Here is an 18,952-nt window from a genome sequence, read left to right as displayed (position 1 = left end):
CGCCATGAACGCGCGTCTCGCTTTGGAACTCAAGGGTATCGAACGCCACTACGGTCAGGGCGAGACCCTGCTGACGATCCTCAAGGGGGCGGATTTCTCGCTGAGGAGCGGCGAGACCGTCGCGCTTGTCGCGCCATCGGGCACCGGCAAGTCGACCCTTCTCCACATTGCCGGCCTGCTGGAAAAGCCGGATGCCGGGGAAGTGCTCGTCAACGGACACTCCTGCGCCACGCTTTCGGACGACGAGCGCACCACGATCCGCCGCGGCGAAATCGGCTTCGTCTACCAGTTCCACCACCTGCTGCCGGAATTCACGGCGCTGGAAAACATCATGATGCCGCAGCTGATCGGCGGCCTTTCCAAGGCGGAAGCGCGCGAGCGCGCCGCCCAGCTGCTCGATTACATGCGCATCGGCCACCGTGCCGAGCACCGCCCGTCGGAGCTTTCCGGCGGCGAACAGCAGCGCGTCGCGATTGCCAGAGCCGTTGCCAATGCCCCGCTCGTCCTTCTTGCCGACGAGCCGACCGGAAATCTCGACCCGGAGACCGCCGGCTACGTCTTCGAGGCGCTGGAAGCGCTCGCGCGCCAGTCCGGTCTGGCCGCGCTGATCGCCACCCACAACCACGAACTCGCCAGCCTGATGGATCGTCGCGTGACGATCGAGGACGGCCTTGTGCGCGAGCTGGCCTGAAACGGCGTGCTTGAGGGCTGACGTCAGTCCAGTCCGCAGATCGAGCGGCCGATTTCGTCCTTCCAGTCCTTGAGCAGCACGAACTGCGCCTTGCCGGCAACCGGCCGGCCGCCGCTCTTGCCCTTGCCGGTCAGGACGTTCAGATCGCAATCGGTCGTGCTGTTCTCGCCGCCACCCTCCGCGATCGTATCGTAGGACGAGTAGGTGTACCCGGCGACGATGAAGTCGAAGTTGCGATAGGCGATGGTCAGCGACTGCCGCCAGCGATTGCGTCCGACCGATTCGTTCTTCGTCGTCAGCGTGAAGGACCCGTTGGCGAGCGCTGCCAGTTCCGGCTCCTGCCCGTACATCGTCAGATTGCCCCAGATGCTGTTCGGCAGGGAGAGGGCAAGCGTCAGCCGGCTTTCCTCGGGCTTGGCGACATAGACATAAATCCCGTTGTCATCGCCGCTGTCGTCGCCGGGCGTCGCGACCACGGCAAGATCCGGCGTGCCGTCCTTGTTCCAGTCGCCGCTTGCCATGGCAATGATCCTGTCTGCCGGAAAATCGGCTGCCGTCGCTACGGCGGGCAGGCAGGCTGAAAGCAGAAGTGCGGCAATCCTGGATTTCATCTCGTTTTCTCCGGTTGGTCCGGCGACCATATTGCGCTGAAAAGCGCCGGTCCAGAGGGCGGCCGAAAAGTGGTTGACATTGGAACAATAATAGAACAAAAAGAAAACAGAAAAGGAAAGGGAGCCCCAATGACCGATTTTATTCGTGATCTCGCCGCATTCGCCTCCATGGCCATGTTCGTCACCACCTTTTCCGTCATCCTCTTCGGAATCTGACGGTTTTCACTCAATCCCGTGACATTGCCACCATCCACGCGCGTCCTGCGCGTGGATATCGGTTACAACATGTAGAGACCTCTGGACGAGCCGGGTCCGAATCCGCTTAAGCTTCCGGCCCTGACCGGAAGGAAGATACGATGGCGGACGAAGCACGCACGACGGACAACGAGAAGATGGCCCAGACGCCGGAGTTTGTGCATCTGCGCGTGCATTCGGCCTTCTCGCTGCTCGAAGGCGCCTTGCCGATCAAGAAGATCATCGGAAAGGCGACATCCGACCAGCAGCCGGCCATCGCCATTACCGATACGAACAATCTGTTCGCGGCGCTCGAGTTTTCACAGAAGGCGGTGGGTGACGGCATCCAGCCGCTGATCGGCTGCCAGTTGTCTATCGACATGGAAGACGAGGGCGACGGCGAGCGGCGCGGCGGCCAGGCGCAGCTCCAGAAGCTGCCTTCTATCGTGCTTCTGGCCGCAACCGATGCCGGCTATGCGCGTCTCGTCGACCTTGTCAGCCGGGCCTATCTTGGTGGCGAAAGCGGCCAGTCGGTCCGCATTGCCCTCAGCTGGCTGGAGGAGGGGGCAGAGGGGCTGATCGCGCTGACCGGCGCGCGCGGCGGGCCTGTCGACACGCCGTTTCTCGCCGGGCAGCCCGCCGTTGCCCGCGCTCGGCTCCATGCGCTGAAGCGCGTCTTCGGCGACAGGCTCTATATCGAACTGCAACGCCACGGGCGCTACGACAAGCAGCACGAGCGGCGCATGGTGGAATTGGCCTATGCGGAGGACGTGCCGCTGGTCGCCACCAACGAGCCGTTCTTTCCTGCACCGGACGATTATGACGCCCATGACGCTCTGATGGCGGTGGCGCACAATGCGATGGTCTCCGACGACAACCGCTTCCGCCTGTCGCCCGACCACTATCTCAAGAGCCGCAAGGAGATGGCAACGCTCTTTGCCGACCTGCCGGAAGCGCTCGAGAACACGATCGAGATCGCACGGCGCTGCTCCTTCGTCCTGAACACGCGCGGACCCATCCTGCCGCGTTTCACCGGCGCGACGGACGACCCGGAAGAGGCCGAGCGCGCCGAATCGGCGGAATTGCGCCGCCAGTCCGTTGAAGGCCTCGAAAACCGGATGGCGCTGCTCGGCCTGACGCCCGGCTATAGCGAACAGGATTATCGCGAGCGGCTGGATTTCGAGCTGGGCGTCATCGAGCGCATGAAGTTCCCCGGCTACTTCCTCATCGTTGCCGACTTCATCAAATGGGCCAAGCAGCAGAACATTCCCGTCGGGCCGGGGCGCGGTTCGGGGGCAGGCTCGCTCGTCGCCTATGCGCTGACGATCACCGACGTCGATCCGCTACGCTTCTCGCTGCTGTTCGAGCGCTTCCTAAACCCGGAACGCGTCTCGATGCCCGACTTCGACATCGACTTCTGCCAGGATCGCCGCGAAGAGGTGATCCGCTACGTGCAGCAGAAATACGGCCGTGAGCAGGTGGCGCAGATCATTACCTTCGGTTCGCTCCAGGCGCGCGCGGCACTGCGCGACGTCGGCCGCGTGCTGGAAATGCCCTATGGCCAGGTCGACAAGATCTGCAAGCTGGTGCCGAACAACCCGGCCAACCCGATGCCACTGTCCAAGGCCATCGAGGAAGAGCCGAAACTGCAGGAGGAGGCGGAGAACGAGCCGGTCGTCGCGCGCCTGCTCGACATCGCCCAGAAGATCGAAGGGCTTTACCGCCACGCCTCGACGCACGCCGCCGGTATCGTGATCGGCGACCGGCCGCTCTCCAAGCTCGTGCCGATGTACCGCGATCCGCGCTCCGACATGCCGGTCACGCAGTTCAACATGAAGTGGGTGGAGCAGGCCGGACTGGTCAAGTTCGACTTCCTCGGCCTGAAGACGTTGACGGTTCTGAAGACCGCCGTCGATTTCATCCGCAAGCGCAATATCGAGGTGAATCTCGAGAGCCTGCCGCTCGACGACCAGCTGAGCTACGAGATGCTCTCGCGCGGCGAAACGGTCGGCGTGTTCCAGGTGGAAAGCGCCGGCATGCGCAAGGCGCTGATCGGCATGCGGCCCGACTGCATCGAGGACATCATCGCGCTGGTGGCGCTCTACCGTCCGGGGCCGATGGAGAACATTCCGGTCTACAACGCCCGCAAGCACGGCGAGGAGGAGATCGAGTCGATCCACCCGAAGATCGACCACCTGCTCAAGGAAACGCAGGGCGTTATCGTCTACCAGGAACAGGTGATGCAGATCGCCCAGGTCCTGTCGGGCTACTCGCTCGGCGAGGCCGACCTTCTGCGCCGCGCTATGGGCAAGAAGATCAAGGAGGAGATGGACAAGCAGCGCGCCCGCTTCGTCGAAGGCGCGGTCCGGAACGGTGTCTCGAAGCCGCAGTCCGACCTCATCTTCGACCTGCTCGCCAAGTTCGCGAACTACGGCTTCAACAAGTCGCACGCGGCCGCCTACGCCATTGTCTCCTACCAGACGGCCTATCTGAAGGCGCATTACCCGGTCGAGTTCCTCGCCGCCTCGATGACCTACGATATGTCCAACACGGACAAGCTGAACGATTTCCGGCAGGATGCCGGCCGTCTCGGCATCGAGGTCATCCCGCCGTCGGTGCAGACCTCGTTCGCCCATTTCGAGACTGGTGAGAGCCGCATCTATTACGCGCTCGCCGCCATCAAGGGCGTGGGCGAGGCGGCGGTGCAGCACATCGTTCAGGTGCGCGGCGATACGCCGTTCAAGTCGCTCGAGGATTTCTGCGTGCGGATCGATCCGAAATTCGTCAATCGGCGCGTCTTCGAAAGCCTGATCGTCGCCGGCGCCTTCGACTGCTTCGGTCATGACCGCGCCGCCATGATCGCCGGCCTCGACCGCCTGCTGGGCGCCGCCCAGCGCGCGCAGGAGAACAAGGCGAGCGGGCAGGGCGATATTTTCGGCATGGGGGCCGCCACCGGGCCGGAAGTGATCACGCTGCCCGCCTATACGCCCTGGCTCGCGTCGGAGAAGCTGCACCGGGAATTCCAGGTGCTCGGCTTCTTCCTGTCGGCCCACCCGCTCGATACCTATGCGCCCATCCTTGCCAAGATGCGCGTGCAGAACTTCGGCGATTTCTCCGCCGCGGTGAAGCGCGGCGCCACCGCCGGCCGCCTTGCCGGAACGGTGACCTCCAAGCAGGAGCGCAAGACGCGCACCGGCAACAAGATGGGCATCGTCGCCTTCTCGGATTCGTCCGGCCAGTTCGAGGCGGTGCTGTTTTCGGAAATGCTGAACCAGTACCGCGACCTGCTGGAAGCGGGTAAATCGCTGGTGATGACCGTGCAGGCGGAAGAGCGCCCGGAAGGCATCGGCTTGCGCATCCAGACGCTGCGCTCGCTCGAGGAGGAATCGCTCCATACCCAGAAGGCGATGCGTGTCTATGTCCGTGATTCAGGCCCCTTGCGGTCGGTCGCAGCCCATCTGAACACGAAGGGAGACGGTCTCGTCTCCTTCATCGTCATCAAGGACAGCGGCCAGCGCGAGATCGAGGTGGAGCTGAACGAGCGCTTCCGCATCTCCCCCGAAATCGCCGCCGCCATGCGCTCGACACCGGGCGTGCTGGATGTGGAACTGGTTTGAGGGCGGGCATTTCCGCCAGGCTCGCGAGGCCTTGTCACCGCTGCGACAAGGCCTCTGAAACGTCCCGCGGCACGTTCCTCGTCAATTGACGACGGTCACCGAGGATTTCTTCTTTTTCTTCGGCTTTTTCGTCCCCGGGACGGCCGTCGCATCGGCTTTCTGCACCTTGCGGGTGACGGTGATGAAGTCCGTGCCGTCGCCGGTTTCCGGGCCGAGGCCCGTGTCGGAAATCGAGAGGGATGCGCCTTCGCCCATCAGTCGGGAAATGCGGGTGCGCATATCGTGCGGAATGTCGAGGCGGTCGAGCGTGGCGGAGAGCGCATCGGGGGCCTCCGCATTGGCCTCGACGGCAATGCCGAGGCGCTTCAGCGTCGCGGGCGACAGCTGGTTTTCCACGCTCACGCCGTACCAGTCGGCCGTGCCCTTGTCGGCATCGACCTCGCGGGCAAGCAGGAAATGCGTGCCGAGCGCGATTTCCGGATTGCGGATGGTGATCGGCTCCTCAACGACCGGCTTGAATTTCTGGCGCACGAGGATCTGGCCGTTCGGCGGCGTGCCCTTGCCGGCCTTTGCATAGACTGCGGCGAGAAGATCGGCGGTGACCATGCCGTCTTCCTTGCGGCCTTCGGCGAGCTGGAAGGCACGGATGGCCGTGATGGTTTGCTTGCCATGCCGGCCATCCGGCGCGCCGGCGTCATAACCGAGCGAATTCAGCAACGTCTGCAGGTCGAGCAGGATCTCGCGCTCGCCGCGGCGGGTGATGAGGATGCGGATCGGGTCCTGTTCGGTCCGCTGGACGATCGGCGGCAGCACTTCCGGCCTCGGATCGGTCATCGCCACTTCGACGCTCTTGTCGCCTGCCTCGATCAGCGCGGGACGCAAGTCCGCATCGGAGAGAAGCGGCGTATCCGGCACCACGATGGAAGGCTTGAACAGCACGGCATGCGCAATGCGCTGCGGCGCGATCTCGCCATCGGTGACCAGCACATGGCCTCCGCGGCGGGTGAGGCTGAACAGGGTCTTGGCAAAATCGTTCGGCAGGCGAACGCAGCCATGCGAGGCGGGATAGGACGGCACGCTGTTGGAGGCGTGCAGCGCGATGCCTGACCAGGTAAGCCGCTGCATGAAGGGCATCGGCGCATTGTCATAGAGGTTGGAGAAGTGCTTGCGCTTCTTTTCGATGATCGAGAAAATGCCGGTGGGCGTCGAATGGCCGGCCTTGCCGGTGGAGACGCGCGAGGCGGCGACCATCACGCCGCCGTCGTAGATCTTCAGTTCCTGCCGGTCCTTGGACACCATGATCTGGAGCGGACCTTCGAGCGTTCCGCCGAGCGCGGTGGCGCAGCTCAGCATCAGGCCCAATATGCTCATGCCGGTCGTGAGGTGAAACTTCATGCTACCCATCCGTACGCAATACAAACCGGCGGGAACGGTAGCGCATCTCGCTTAAAGAAGACTTGATAGGACCTGGCGATCCCCCGATCTGTGCCATCCCGATACAGGGGGGAATGCTGGTTTTCCGGGGTCTATTCGGTGGGCTGGTCGGGTTTTCCGGTGGATTTGAATGTCAATTTTTCGTGAAATCGGTCGGGTCCGGATTTGCCGAAAGTGTAGCCGGTCTCCACACTCGCCTTGCCGAACTTGTCGCGCAGCGTGTTCATCGCGGCTTCGGCCGCGGCGCGGCGGCTGGCGGCAGGATCGACCAGGTCGGGCGGGTCGGCGCGGCCGGGATCGGCAAGATCGCTGACGCCGATGCCGATCAGCCGGTACTTCGTGCCGTCCACTTCCTTGCGCAAAAGCTCGATCCCGGTGCGAAAGATCTTGTCGGCGAGCATGGTCGGGTCTTCGAGCTTGCGGTTTCGCGTGCGGCCCTTGAAGTCGGCGGTCTTCAGTTTGAGCACGACCGTGTGGCCCGCAATGCCGGATTTGCGCAGGCGCGTGGCCACCTTCTCGCTGAGCCGGCGCAGATGCGTGACAAGGTCGTCATAGCTGGAGATGTCGTCGAAGAAGGTGGTCTCCGACGAAACGCTCTTCGCCGCGTCGTTGGCATGGACCTCGCGGTCGTCCTGGCCGCGGGAGAGGTTGAAGAGGCGCTTGCCCATGACGCCATAGCGGCGCATCAGGTCGGTTTCCTCCATGGTCTGGAGTTGGCCGACAGTACGGATGCCGTCGCGCTCCAGCGTCTGCGCAAAGGCCTTTCCGACCCCCCAGATGAGGCGTACCGGCTTGTCGCGCAGGAACTCCAGTGCCTCGGCCTCGCCGATGACGGAAAAACCGCGCGGCTTGTTGAGGTCCGAGGCGACCTTGGCGAGGAACTTGCAGTAGGAAAGCCCGACCGAGATGGTGATGCCCACCTCCTTCTCGACGCGCTGGACAAAGCGCGCCAGCACGCGGGCAGGGGGATCATGGTGCAGCCGTTCGGTCCCCTTGAGTTCGAGGAATGCTTCGTCAATGGAGATGGGCTGCACCAATGGCGTCAGTTCCTGCATCATGGTGCGTATCGTTCGCCCGACGGCGACGTATTTTTCCATGTCCGGCGTGATGACCACGGCGTTCGGGCAGGCTTCCAGCGCCTTGAACATGGGCATGGCCGAGCGCACGCCATGGATGCGCGCGACATAGCAGGCGGTAGAGACGACGCCGCGCTTGCCGCCGCCGATGATGACCGGCTTGTCGGCCAGTTCCGGATTGTCACGCTTCTCGATCGACGCATAGAAAGCGTCGCAGTCGATATGGGCGAGTGTCAGGTCGAAGAGCTCGTCATGGTAGACGAGGCGGGGGCTGCCGCAGGCCCGGCAACGGCGCAGAGCGGCGGGCTGCCCGGAAAGGCAGTCACGACAGAAGCCCGGAAAACGCGATGCAGCGGTGCTCATGAATGGAACAAATGTTGAACATTCCGACATTACTGCTTAAGCTCACGAGTCTCAAGCGTTGCCGGAGCCGAATGCATGACGATACACAGGCACGCGCATGGCCCTTACTGGCCGGCAATTCAGAAATCGGTGCTGCCGTGCGGCCCCGAAAGGATTGCATGGGCATGCACGACCGCTTCCGGCTGGATGCCCGTCGCCGCGCTGAAGGCGAGGAGCGTCGGCTCATGGCTCATGAGGAAATCGACGAGGCCGGCGAGGAAGCCGGGATCGCCGACGGCGTTGCGAACCTCCGAGGGCGCAACACCGGTGAGCGCGAGGAAACGCGACAGCAGTTCGGGTTCGCCCGCGAGCCAGCCGAGGATGGCGATAGCGGTCGCCTCCGCATCTTGCGCTGCGGTTGTATCTTTTTGGCTCTTCATCGTTTTTCCTCGGGAAATTTACCTTTTAATCAACCAAGTGACGCTAACGTGGCAACGGTCCGGCTGGGTGATTTCGGCTTTTCCGCAACTTATCGATCTCCCAAAAGGTTGCAAGGCCGGCGAGAGGAACAGGGACGCACGATGCCCAAACAGGTGATGATAGTCGAGGACAACGAGCTCAACATGAAGCTCTTCCGGGACCTCATCGAGGCGTCCGGCTACACGACCATCCAGACCCGCAACGGTATGGAGGCCCTTGATCTCGCCCGCAAACACCGGCCCGATCTGATCCTTATGGATATCCAGCTCCCGGAGGTTTCCGGCCTCGAGGTCACCAAGTGGCTCAAGGAAGACGACGAACTGCACGTCATCCCGGTGATCGCCGTCACGGCTTTCGCGATGAAGGGCGACGAGGAGCGGATCCGGCAGGGCGGCTGCGAGGCCTATGTCTCCAAGCCGATCTCGGTACCGAAATTCATCGAAACCATTAAGACCTATCTCGGGGACGCGTAAGGCGGGGACAAGGGTATGACGGCACGCATCCTCGTCGTTGACGATATTCCAGCGAATGTGAAGCTGCTCGAAGCACGGCTGCTTGCGGAATATTTCGACGTGTTGACGGCGGAAAACGGCTATGAGGCGCTGGCGATCTGCGAGCGCACCCAGGTCGACCTCATCCTGCTCGACATCATGATGCCCGGCCTGGACGGATTCGAGGTCTGCGAGCGGCTGAAGGCCAATCCACGCACCGCCCATATCCCCGTCGTGATGGTAACGGCCCTCGACCAGCCGTCGGATCGCGTGCGCGGCCTCAAGGCGGGCGCCGACGACTTCCTCACCAAGCCGGTCAACGATCTCCAGCTCATGTCGCGGGTGAAAAGCCTCGTGCGGCTCAAGACCCTGACGGACGAACTACACATGCGTGCGGCAACCGCGCGCGCTGTTTCCATGGAGCAGGGGCTGGATACCAATCTGGGCGACGAGCCTGGCAATATCCTGCTCGTCGACGGCCGCGCCAGCTCGCAGGAGCGCATTGCGCGCGCGCTGAAGCCGATCGCCGACGTGACCTGCATGTCCGATCCGCAGGCGGCCGTGTTCCAGGCTGCCGAAGGCAACTACGAACTCGTCATCGTCAATGCGAATTTCGAGGAATACGATCCGCTGCGTCTCTGCTCGCAGCTTCGTTCGCTGGAGCGCACGCGCTTCCTGCCGCTCCTGCTGATCGCCGAACAGGGCGATGACAATCTCGTCGTGCGGGCGCTCGATCTCGGCGTGACCGACTATCTGATGCGGCCGATCGATCCGAACGAGTTGATCGCCCGCAGTCTCACCCAGATCCGCCGCAAGCGCTGCAACGACCGTCTGCGCGCCAGTGTGCGCCAGACCATCGAGCTTGCCGTCACGGACGGCCTGACGGGGCTGCACAATCGCCGTTACCTCGACAATCACATGAAGCTGCTGATCGACCGCGCGACCGCGCGTGGACGGCCGCTCTCGGTCTGCATCGCGGATATCGACCGCTTCAAGCTCGTCAACGATACCTATGGCCACGATGCGGGCGATGCGGTGCTGCGCGAATTCGCCAACCGCGTCCGCTCCGCCGTGCGCGGCGCCGATCTCGCCTGTCGCTATGGCGGGGAGGAGTTTGTGCTGGTCATGCCGGATACGTCCGGCGAAATGGCCGCCAGCGTCGCCGAGCGCCTGCGCATGATCATCGAGCAGGAGCCGTTCCGCATTCCCGGCATGGACGTGTTCCTGTCGATTACCGCCTCGCTCGGTATCGCCTCGATACTTCCGGCGGGCGACAGTCCGGAAGCATTGCTGAAGCGGGCGGACACTGCGCTCTACGAAGCCAAGCGCTCGGGCCGCAACCGGGTTGTGGCCGCTGCTGCCTGAACAGGCGAATCGGCGCTGTCGTCCGGTTTATCCACAGCTTCGTTGCGTATCGTGCATTTGCCTTAAATTCCGGGTAGTTGCCGCTGTGCAGCACTCAGGGGAAGCACGGCTTTTCGAACCCCGTCGCTGTGGCTAAATTTGGCTATAAATCGTACAATTTATTTTTGATAAAATTTATCAATGGGTTGTGTTTGCGCAACCTTGCCGTGTTCTTCTTCAGGTATTTGCGGGGTGGCGGTCCGAGCCGCTTCATGGTTGTGGATGGACAGGTTCCGGCCTGTTCTCTTGCGCAACGCAAATGCTGCTCAATGGAACAGTTGAGGCTTTGCCGGTTAACTATGGGACAAGGAGCTGTGGGGCGAGCGTTAAGATTTCGTTGATCTTTTCCCTTTTTCGCGCGATGCTCAACTCATGGACGGGAAGCAATCCCGCACAACCGGTTACCCCATGATGCTAGGTCCGCCGCATCTCCTGGGTCGTGGGGTCGGTCGGTCAGCTACGACACAAACGGAATCCTCGTGCCGTCGTCGTGTCTGGCCGACCCCCAATTCAACGCCGCTCCCGGAAAGGGGGCGGCGTTTTGATTCGCCCGGTTTCGGCAGGTCGCAGACCAGCAAAAGAAAAGGCGCCGGACGTTTCCGTCCAGCGCCTTTTTCGAACCTGTCAGGCTCTCAAGATTACTTGATCTTGGTTTCCTTGAATTCGACGTGCTTCTTGACGACCGGGTCGTACTTCGTCTTGGTCATCTTGTCCGTCATCGTGCGGCTGTTCTTCGTCGTTACGTAGAAGAAACCGGTGTCGGCCGTCGACAGCAGCTTGATCTTGATGGTGGTAGCCTTGGCCATGGTCGTCCTGCCTTTATGAAAAACGAAGCCGCTGACAGCCAGTCTGCTCTACGGCTTTAAATCTGCGCGGAAACTACAAATCGGGCCCGAAAAGTCAAGCCCGTTTCGGCCGGAAAACCATCCGGCCCAGAGAAAGTACGAGGTAAAAGCCGAAGAAGGCGACAATCGCCCAGGCAAAGCCGTTGTTGCCGGAGATATCCATCGCCGCGCCGACCGCCTGGGGACCGACAACCGTTCCGACCGCATAGCAGAAGATGAAGGCGGCATTGGCGGATGCCAGGTCAGCACCGTGCAGGCGCGAGCCGAGATGGCTGAGGCCGACGGTATAGAGGCCCGCGACGCAGCCGCCCCAGACCAGCAGGACCGCCGCCATCAGCATCCAGCTGTGCGAGATGAGCGGCAGGGAAAGCGACCCCAGTAGGCCGATGGCGGCCATGATCGTCAGGAGGCGCCTGCGGTCCCGCATACGGTCGGAGAGCATGCCGAGGGGGATCTGGAAGGCCATGTTGCCTATGCCCATGACGGTGAGCAGCAGGGCCGCCTGTGGCTCGCTGAAGCCCACACGGGTGGCATAGATGGGGAAGAGCGAGAGGCCGCCCACCTCGACCGCGCCGAAGATGAAGACCGCTGCCGTCGCCGTCGGCACGAGAAGGATGTAGCGCATGAAATGCAGGCCCGGCTTCTCGTGAATGATCGGGTTTTCCCTGCGGGCGATGAAGATGGGGACGGCGGCGAGAAGAATGATCATCGCCCCGACGGCAAAGGGCAGCACGCCATCGCTGCCGAGAAGCGAGAAGAGCAGGGGGCCGCTTGCAAAGCCGAGCGAAAGCACGGTTGCATAGATACCCAGCACGAGCCCGCGGCGGCGCGGCGGAGCTGCGGCATTGATCCAGAATTCGGACAGAATGAAGAGCGTGGTGATGGCGCCGTGGAAGACGATTCGCAGCGGGAACCAGAGCCAGAAATTCTCGATATAGTAGAAGCCGAGACCGCTGACAGCGGCCAGCAGGATGGCGGCGATCATCGTCGTCGCCGTGCCCCAGCTATGGGCGAGACGCGTCGTGCAGGGCGCCGCCATCATCGCGGCAACGCCGGCCATGGCCGAGTTGATGCCGATGAGCGTCGAGGAAATGCCGCGCTTCTCCATGATGATGGAGAGCAGCGGAAGACCGAGGCCGATGGCGATGCCGACTGCGGAAATGGCGGCGACGGCTGCAATGAGAGACCGCCAGTGAATATGCTCCACCGGGCCGGAGGTGCCGGATTGCGGCTGCGTCATATGCTATCGATCCTCAAAGCAGATCCCTGAGGAAGCGCCCGCGCTGCGTGTGGTACAGCGGCACGGCTCTTCCGAAGGGCAAAGTCCTGTCTTCCTGAATGCTTTTTTGAAGCTCTTCAAGGATCAATACGGTTATGTCGGGCATCTCGATGCCCTTATGATCAAAAATATCCACCCAGCGCAGGTCTTCGAGTTCGTGGCTGGCGGTGGCGCCGGCCGGATCGACACCGGCCTCGTCGGTAAAAAGCGTGAAGAACCGCGTGTCGAACCGGCGCACCATGCCGGTGGGCGTGATGGCGCGGGCGAGGAAACGCAGGCGGGAGAGATCGGGCTGGAAGGGAAGCGCGCCGGCGGCGGACTGCGCAAGGGGGGTGCCCACCGTGATGCCGGCTTCCTCGTAGAGTTCGCGGATTGCCGCGACACCGAGCGCCCGCAGGCGCGAATCGGAACAGCGGGCGCCTGTCTTGATAGCCAGTCGCTCGCAGGCGAGTGCGTTCAGCGGACTGGCGACGGGGACGAGGCGGTCGCCCGCGTCACGCCGGCCACCGGGAAAGACATAGACGTCCGGCATGAAGACATGCTTGCTGCTCCGCCGGCCGACGAGCACCCGCACGTTCTCGCCCGACCGGTCGAGAAGCAGGATGGAGGCCGCATCGACCGGCCGGACAGGTGTCATGCCGTCCGGTCGCCATAGGCGGGCGTTGCTTCCGCTTCCTCGGACTTGTTGCCGAATCCGTGCATTTTCAATGCCCATTGCAGGCCGATGGTGCCGCCCTTGACGGGTTGCAGCATCAGGAGCGACAGGATCAGCGTGATCGGCGTCCAGATGGCGAGATGCTGCCAGGTGGCGAGCGGCCAGACCAGGTCCGTCGCCATGTAGCCGCCAACGACGATATGGCCGACAATGGTGATCACGAGATAGGGCGGCAGGTCGTCGGCGCGCTGGTGGGTATAGTCCTGGCCACAGGCCGCGCAATTCTCGACCGGCTTCATGAAGGAACGGAAGAGGCGGCCGGTGCCGCAGGCCGCACAGCGGTTCAGCATGCCGCGCTTGATGGAGCGGCCAAGTGGCCGTTCTGCTGGCGTGGAGGCAGCCGTGTCGCCAAAATGCACGGTGCTGCCGGTGGTCTCGTTCGCCTGCATATCCATTTCCTTCCTGCCGGGGCTTGTGCGCCGGCCATCCTGGTTCCAGACAATTCCCTTCGCACGATTGCGGGAATTGCTCAGCGTTTCCCACGGGGCGGGCGCGTGCCCGGCTGGCGATGTGGCGCGCCGCCCTTGCGCCGGCCCGACTTGTGGAAGGAGCGCACTGCCGTCGGCATCTTGCGTCCTTCGCTGACCATGTCGAACCGGAGCGAGCCGGCGAGTGGCACTGCTTCCGCGAGTTTCACGCGCACTTCGTCTCCAAGACGGTAGCCGAGCCCGGTCTTTTCGCCGGACAGAGCCTGATGGGCTTCGTCATAGATATAATAGTCGCGTCCAAGCATGGATATAGGTATGAAACCGTCGGCACCATACTCCGGCAGGGCGACAAAAAGTCCCGCCTTGGTGACGCCGGAAACGCGCCCGTCGAATTCCTCACCGATGCGCCCGGCAAGATGGTGCGCGATCAGCCGGTTGACCGTGTCCCGTTCGGCCGCCATGGCGCGGCGCTCGAAGGTGGAGATTTCCGCCGAGATGTCGTCCAGCGCGGCCTCTTCGTCCGGCGTGATGCCGCCCGCGCCAAACCCGAGCGAGCCCACCAGCGCGCGATGCACGATCAGGTCCGCATAGCGGCGGATCGGCGAGGTGAAGTGGGCGTATTTCATCAGGTTGAGGCCGAAATGGCCGATGTTTTCCGGGCTGTAGATCGCCTGGCTCTGCGAGCGCAGCACCATCTCGCTGACCATCTGCTCGAAGGGCTTGTCCTTTGCCTGCGAGAGGATGCCGTTGAAATGGTTGGAGCGCAGATTGCCGCCCTTCACCAGAGAAATGTCGAGCGTGTGGAGGAACTCGCGCAGGGTCTCCTGCTTGGCGAGCGACGGCGTGTCGTGCACACGGTAGACCAGGGCCTGCTTCTTCTTCTCCAGCGTTTCGGCGGCGGCCACGTTGGCCTGAATCATCATTTCTTCGATGAGCTTGTGGGCATCGAGCCTTGGCGGCACGAAGACCCGGTCGACGGTGCCGTCCGGCTTCAGCAGGATCTTGCGCTCCGGCATGTCGAGTTCGAGCGGCTGGCGGCGGTTACGGCCGACCGTCATGATGCGGTAGGCCTCCCACAGCGGCTTCAGGATCGTTTCGAGAATGGGGCCGGTCTTGTCGTCCGGCGCGCCGTCGATGGCGGTCTGGGCCTGCTGGTAGGAGAGTTTCGCCGCACTCTTCATCATGATGCGGTGGAAGGTGTGGCTCGCCTTGCGGCCTTCCTTGGAGAAGACCATGCGTACGGCGAGCGCTGGACGATCCACGCCCTCCTTGAGGGAGCAGAGGTCGTTCGAGATGCGCTCCGGCAGCATGGGCACGACGCGGTCGGGGAAATAGACCGAATTGCCGCGCTTCAGCGCCTCGCGGTCCAGGGCGGATTTCGGGCGCACGTAGTAGCTGACATCGGCGATCGCGACGGTGACGACCACGCCGCCCGGATTGTCGGGAGAGGTATCCGCTTCGGCATAGACGGCGTCGTCATGATCCTTGGCATCGGCCGGATCGATGGTGATGAGCGGCAGGGACCGCCAATCCTCCCGGTGCGACATCGTCGCCGGGCCGGCTTCGTCCGCCTCGCGGATCACCGCATCAGGGAAGATATAGGGAATGCCGTGGGCATGGATGGCGATCATCGAGATCGCCTTTTCCGAGGCGACCGAGCCAATCACGCCCTTGATCTGTGCACGCGGCAGGCCGTAGCGGCCCATGCGCACGACGTCGATCTCCACGAGGTCGCCGTCCGTGGCGCCTGCCGTGAACTCGGCATCGACTTCCATTTCCTCGCCGCGACGGTCGATCGGCATGATGCGCCCGCCGCCGCCGCTCGGCGCGGCACGGAAGACGCCCATGCCGGAATTCTTCTTCTTGTCGAGGACCTTGATGATCCGCGCCGTATAGGCCGGGCCGCCGCGTTCCTTGGCCGGGAAGATTTTTGCCAGTACCCGGTCGCCGAGGCCGGCGACGGGCGCCTTGTCCTTGCGTGGACCACCCGACTGACGGATCAGCACGGCGGGGGCGACGCCCGCATCGTCCAGCCACTCGGCCGGACGCCCGATCAGTTCGCCATCCACATCGCGCGTCGTGATGTCGAGCACGGCAACGGGCGGCAGGGCGCCGGGGCGCACCAGCGACTTGCGGCGTTTCTGCAGGAGCCCGTCTTCCTCGAAGGACTTGAGCAGCGCCTTCAGCTCGACGCGCGCCTCGCCCTTCAGGCCGAAAGCCTTGGAGATTTCACGTTTGGAGGCCTGCTCCGGGTGGTCCGCGATGAAGCGCAACAGCACATCGCGCGGCGGTACGGCGCCATGGATGATCGGGGTCGTGTCTGCGGGCGGCAGGTCGCGATCCGCGCGGCCGGGCCGCTTGGAGTATCCTGCCCGGCTGCGTGGTTCTCTCGTCATGCCGTCAGGCCTTCTTTGCCTTGGATGCAGTCTTGGGTTTTGCCGCCGCCTTTGCCTTCGGCTTTGCGGCCTTGGCATCGTCCGACTTGGCAGCCTTGGTGGTCTTCGCCGCCTTGGCCTTGGCAGGAGCCTTGCCCTTGGCCGGCGTCTTGCTGGCCTTTTCGGCGATCAGGACGAGCGCTTCCTCCATGGTGACGCTGTCGGCCGCCTTGCCCTTCGGCAGGGTGGCGTTGACCTTGCCCCAGTTGACATAGGGGCCGTATTTGCCGTCCCGCACGGTGATGGGGCCGCCTTCCGGGTGGTCGCCGAGCGTCTTCAGTGCGGCGGGCGTTCCGCGCGAGCGTCCGCCAGGTCCCTTCGACGCCTTGTCGGCAATCACCGTCACGGCCCGGTTGAGGCCGATCGAGAACACGTCCTCGACGGTCTCGAGATTGGCGTAGCCACCGTCATGCAGCAGGAAGGGGCCATAGCGGCCGATACCGGCGGAGATCATCTTGCCGGTTTCGGGATGCTGGCCGATATCGCGCGGCAGCGAGAGCAGGGCGAGCGCCTTCTCGTGGTCGATGCTTGCCGGCGTCCAGCCCTTCGGCAGGCTGGCGCGCTTGGCTTCCTTGCCATCGCCGCGCTGGACATAGGGCCCGAAGCGACCCGAGCGCAGGGTGATTTCCTCGCCGGTATGCGGGTCCTTGCCGAGGCTCTGCGGCTCGTTCGACACGGCTGCATCCGCATCCGAGCCGTTATCGGCGGAAAGCTGGCGCGTATAGTTACAATCAGGATAGTTCGAGCAGCCGACGAAGGCGCCGAACTTGCCGAGCTTCAGCGACAGCTTGCCCGTGCCGCAAACCTGGCACATGCGCGGATCGCCGCCATCCTCGCGCTTGGGGAAGACGAGCGGGGCGAGTTCCTCGTTGAGCGCATCGAGCACGTTGGTGACGCGCAGTTCCTTGGTGTCCTCGATCTGCGCGAAGAAGTCCTTCCAGAAATCGCGGAGAACCTGCTTCCAGTCCAGGTCGCCGGCCGAGATCTTGTCGAGCTTTTCCTCAAGGTCCGCCGTGAAGTCGTATTCGACATAGCGGGTGAAGAAGCTCTCGAGGAAGGCGGTGACGAGCCGACCCTTAGCTTCCGGGATCAGCTTGCGCTTGTCGATCGTGATGTATTCGCGGTCGCGCAGCGTGGCGAGCGTTGCGGCATAGGTCGACGGGCGGCCGATGCCGAGCTCTTCCATCTTCTTGATGAGCGAGGCTTCGGAATAGCGCGGCGGCGGCTCGGTGAAGTGCTGGGTGGCATTCACCTTCTGCTTGGCGACCGCCTCCTTCGCATTGATTTCCGGCAGGCGGCGGTCATCGTCACCATCGTCCGACTGTTCGCCGTCTTCCTTCTGGTCCGTATAGGCCGCGATGAAGCCGTCGAAGCGGATGACCGAGCCGGTGGCGCGCAGGCCCGCCTTGTTGCCACCGTTGTCCGCCTCGATCTCGACCGTCGTGCGTTCGATCTCGGCAGACGCCATCTGGCTGGCAATGCCGCGCTTCCAGACGAGATCATAGAGCCGCAACTGGTCCGGATCGAGGAAGCGCTTCACCTGGTCCGGCGTGCGGTCGAAGGAGGTGGGGCGGATCGCCTCGTGCGCTTCCTGGGCGTTCTTTGCCTTGGTGGAGTAGATGCGGGGCTTTTCCGGCACATAGCGCTCGCCGAACTGTTCGGCGACGGCGCGGCGGGCCTCGTCGATCGCTTCGGGCGCCATCTGTACGCCGTCGGTACGCATATAGGTAATGAGACCGACCGTCTCGCCACCGATATCGATGCCTTCATAGAGCTTCTGTGCCACCTGCATGGTGCGCGAGGCGGAGAAGCCGAGCTTGGAAGAGGCTGCCTGCTGCAAGGTGGAGGTCGTGAAGGGCGGGGACGGGTTGCGCCTGGTCGGCTTGGCCTCGACGCTTTCCACGCGATAGGACGCGCCCTCGAGCAGCGTCTTGAGGCGGTTGGCTTCCTCGCCGTTGCCGATTGCCTTCGGCTGAAGGCGCTGGCCTTCTGCCGAGACGAGGCGCGCTTCGAACTCGTCGCCGCGCGGCGTCTTCAGCAGGGCGGAGAGGTTCCAGTATTCTTCGGAAACGAAACGTTCGATCTCGGATTCACGGTCGCAGACGAGGCGAAGCGAGACCGACTGCACGCGGCCGGCCGAACGGGCGCCAGGCAGCTTGCGCCAGAGCACAGGCGACAGATTGAAGCCGACGAGATAATCGAGCGCGCGGCGGGCGAGATAGGCATCGACCAGCGCCGTGTCGATGTCGCGCGGATTGCGCATGGCATCGAGCACTGCCGATTTGGTAATGGCGTTGAAGACGACGCGCTGCACCGGCTTGTCGCCCAGCACCTTCTTCTTCTTGAGCACGTCGAGCACATGCCAGGAGATCGCTTCACCCTCGCGATCCGGGTCGGTTGCGAGAATGAGGCCGTCGGAGGCCTTCACGGCGTCGGCAATATCCTTCATGCGCTTGGCAGAGGCGCTGTCCACTTCCCAGGACATCTCGAAGTCCTCGTCCGGGCGCACGGACCCGTCCTTGGCCGGCAGATCGCGGATATGGCCGAAGGAGGCGAGCACCGTATAACCGGGGCCGAGATACTTGTTGATCGTCTTGGCCTTGGCAGGCGATTCCACAACTACAACATTCATCGTCATTTCTCTGATACGGGGCGTCGGGCGTTTGCACGCACGACGAAAGGGGCGTCCAGCGCCGAAAAGTCGTGTCTCGACATGAACAGGGAAAGCGTTCGGGTCAAGAGGTAGGGTTGAAATTAGTGGGATGCAACGTTATGCAACCAATGAGAGCTTATTATGCAATTGCAATTATAAATATTCGTTGTATCGTTTTCTAAGTATAGGAATTGCAACCTATCGGTGATTCTGAAAT

At 63.1% G+C, this 18,952-nt stretch carries 14 protein-coding genes; 4 read left to right on the top strand and 10 right to left on the bottom strand.

Annotated elements, in window-relative coordinates:
- The first annotated feature begins 4 nt into the window (after positions 1–4).
- Entirely contained in the window at positions 5–691 is a 687-nt protein-coding gene (locus tag WA950_RS16295; protein WP_424552765.1) for an ABC transporter ATP-binding protein, read from the top strand.
- 23 nt (positions 692–714) lie between these two features.
- On the opposite strand, the gene WA950_RS16290 is transcribed toward WA950_RS16295, so the two are convergent.
- Positions 715–1,302, bottom strand: coding sequence for a hypothetical protein (locus tag WA950_RS16290; protein WP_424552764.1), 588 nt, complete (start codon positions 1,300–1,302; stop codon positions 715–717).
- A gap of 356 nt (positions 1,303–1,658) precedes the next feature.
- On the opposite strand from WA950_RS16290, the gene dnaE reads away from it, so the two are divergent.
- Positions 1,659–5,153 (top strand): DNA polymerase III subunit alpha, encoded by a 3,495-nt coding sequence (gene dnaE / locus WA950_RS16285; RefSeq protein WP_424552763.1) that lies wholly within the window; start codon positions 1,659–1,661, stop codon positions 5,151–5,153.
- 81 nt (positions 5,154–5,234) lie between these two features.
- On the opposite strand, the gene WA950_RS16280 is transcribed toward dnaE, so the two are convergent.
- From WA950_RS16280 to WA950_RS16270, 3 genes are all read right to left on the bottom strand, one after another.
- Positions 5,235–6,548, bottom strand: a complete 1,314-nt coding sequence (locus tag WA950_RS16280; RefSeq protein WP_424552762.1) for a L,D-transpeptidase family protein — start codon at positions 6,546–6,548, stop codon at positions 5,235–5,237.
- A 131-nt stretch (positions 6,549–6,679) separates the two neighbouring features.
- Positions 6,680–8,056, bottom strand: coding sequence for a DNA polymerase IV (locus tag WA950_RS16275; RefSeq protein WP_424552761.1), 1,377 nt, complete (start codon positions 8,054–8,056; stop codon positions 6,680–6,682).
- A gap of 89 nt (positions 8,057–8,145) precedes the next feature.
- Positions 8,146–8,445, bottom strand: a complete 300-nt coding sequence (locus WA950_RS16270) for a DUF3572 domain-containing protein (RefSeq protein WP_424552760.1) — start codon at positions 8,443–8,445, stop codon at positions 8,146–8,148.
- A gap of 141 nt (positions 8,446–8,586) precedes the next feature.
- Between WA950_RS16270 and WA950_RS16265 the strand changes: the two genes are divergently transcribed.
- The gene (locus WA950_RS16265) at positions 8,587–8,958 is read left to right on the top strand and encodes a response regulator (protein WP_003547430.1); all 372 of its coding nucleotides are present in this window, start codon (positions 8,587–8,589) and stop codon (positions 8,956–8,958) included.
- Between the two features lie 15 nt (positions 8,959–8,973).
- Positions 8,974–10,341, top strand: a complete 1,368-nt coding sequence (locus tag WA950_RS16260) for a PleD family two-component system response regulator (protein ID WP_424552759.1) — start codon at positions 8,974–8,976, stop codon at positions 10,339–10,341.
- Between the two features lie 677 nt (positions 10,342–11,018).
- On the opposite strand, the gene rpmG is transcribed toward WA950_RS16260, so the two are convergent.
- From rpmG to topA, 6 genes are all read right to left on the bottom strand, one after another.
- Positions 11,019–11,186: a 50S ribosomal protein L33 gene (gene rpmG / locus WA950_RS16255; protein WP_023512792.1), complete on the bottom strand. Its 168-nt coding sequence runs from the start codon at positions 11,184–11,186 to the stop codon at positions 11,019–11,021.
- A 94-nt stretch (positions 11,187–11,280) separates the two neighbouring features.
- A complete protein-coding gene (locus tag WA950_RS16250) occupies positions 11,281–12,465 on the bottom strand; it encodes an MFS transporter (RefSeq protein WP_424552758.1) in 1,185 nt (394 codons plus the stop codon).
- 13 nt (positions 12,466–12,478) lie between these two features.
- Entirely contained in the window at positions 12,479–13,141 is a 663-nt protein-coding gene (locus tag WA950_RS16245; protein WP_424552757.1) for an NUDIX hydrolase, read from the bottom strand.
- A complete protein-coding gene (locus WA950_RS16240; protein WP_424552756.1) occupies positions 13,138–13,608 on the bottom strand; it encodes a DUF983 domain-containing protein in 471 nt (156 codons plus the stop codon). Before WA950_RS16240 ends, WA950_RS16245 begins: the two co-directional genes overlap by 4 nt.
- 80 nt (positions 13,609–13,688) lie before the next feature.
- Entirely contained in the window at positions 13,689–16,043 is a 2,355-nt protein-coding gene (rnr, locus tag WA950_RS16235) for a ribonuclease R (RefSeq protein WP_424552755.1), read from the bottom strand.
- A gap of 4 nt (positions 16,044–16,047) precedes the next feature.
- Positions 16,048–18,714: a type I DNA topoisomerase gene (gene topA / locus WA950_RS16230; protein ID WP_424552754.1), complete on the bottom strand. Its 2,667-nt coding sequence runs from the start codon at positions 18,712–18,714 to the stop codon at positions 16,048–16,050.
- Positions 18,715–18,952 lie beyond the last annotated feature (238 nt).

This window comes from Shinella sp., assembly GCF_049651085.1.
Classification (GTDB): domain Bacteria; phylum Pseudomonadota; class Alphaproteobacteria; order Rhizobiales; family Rhizobiaceae; genus Shinella.
Note: the sequence above shows the minus strand (reverse complement) of the source record. Positions and strands in the feature narration are given on the sequence as shown.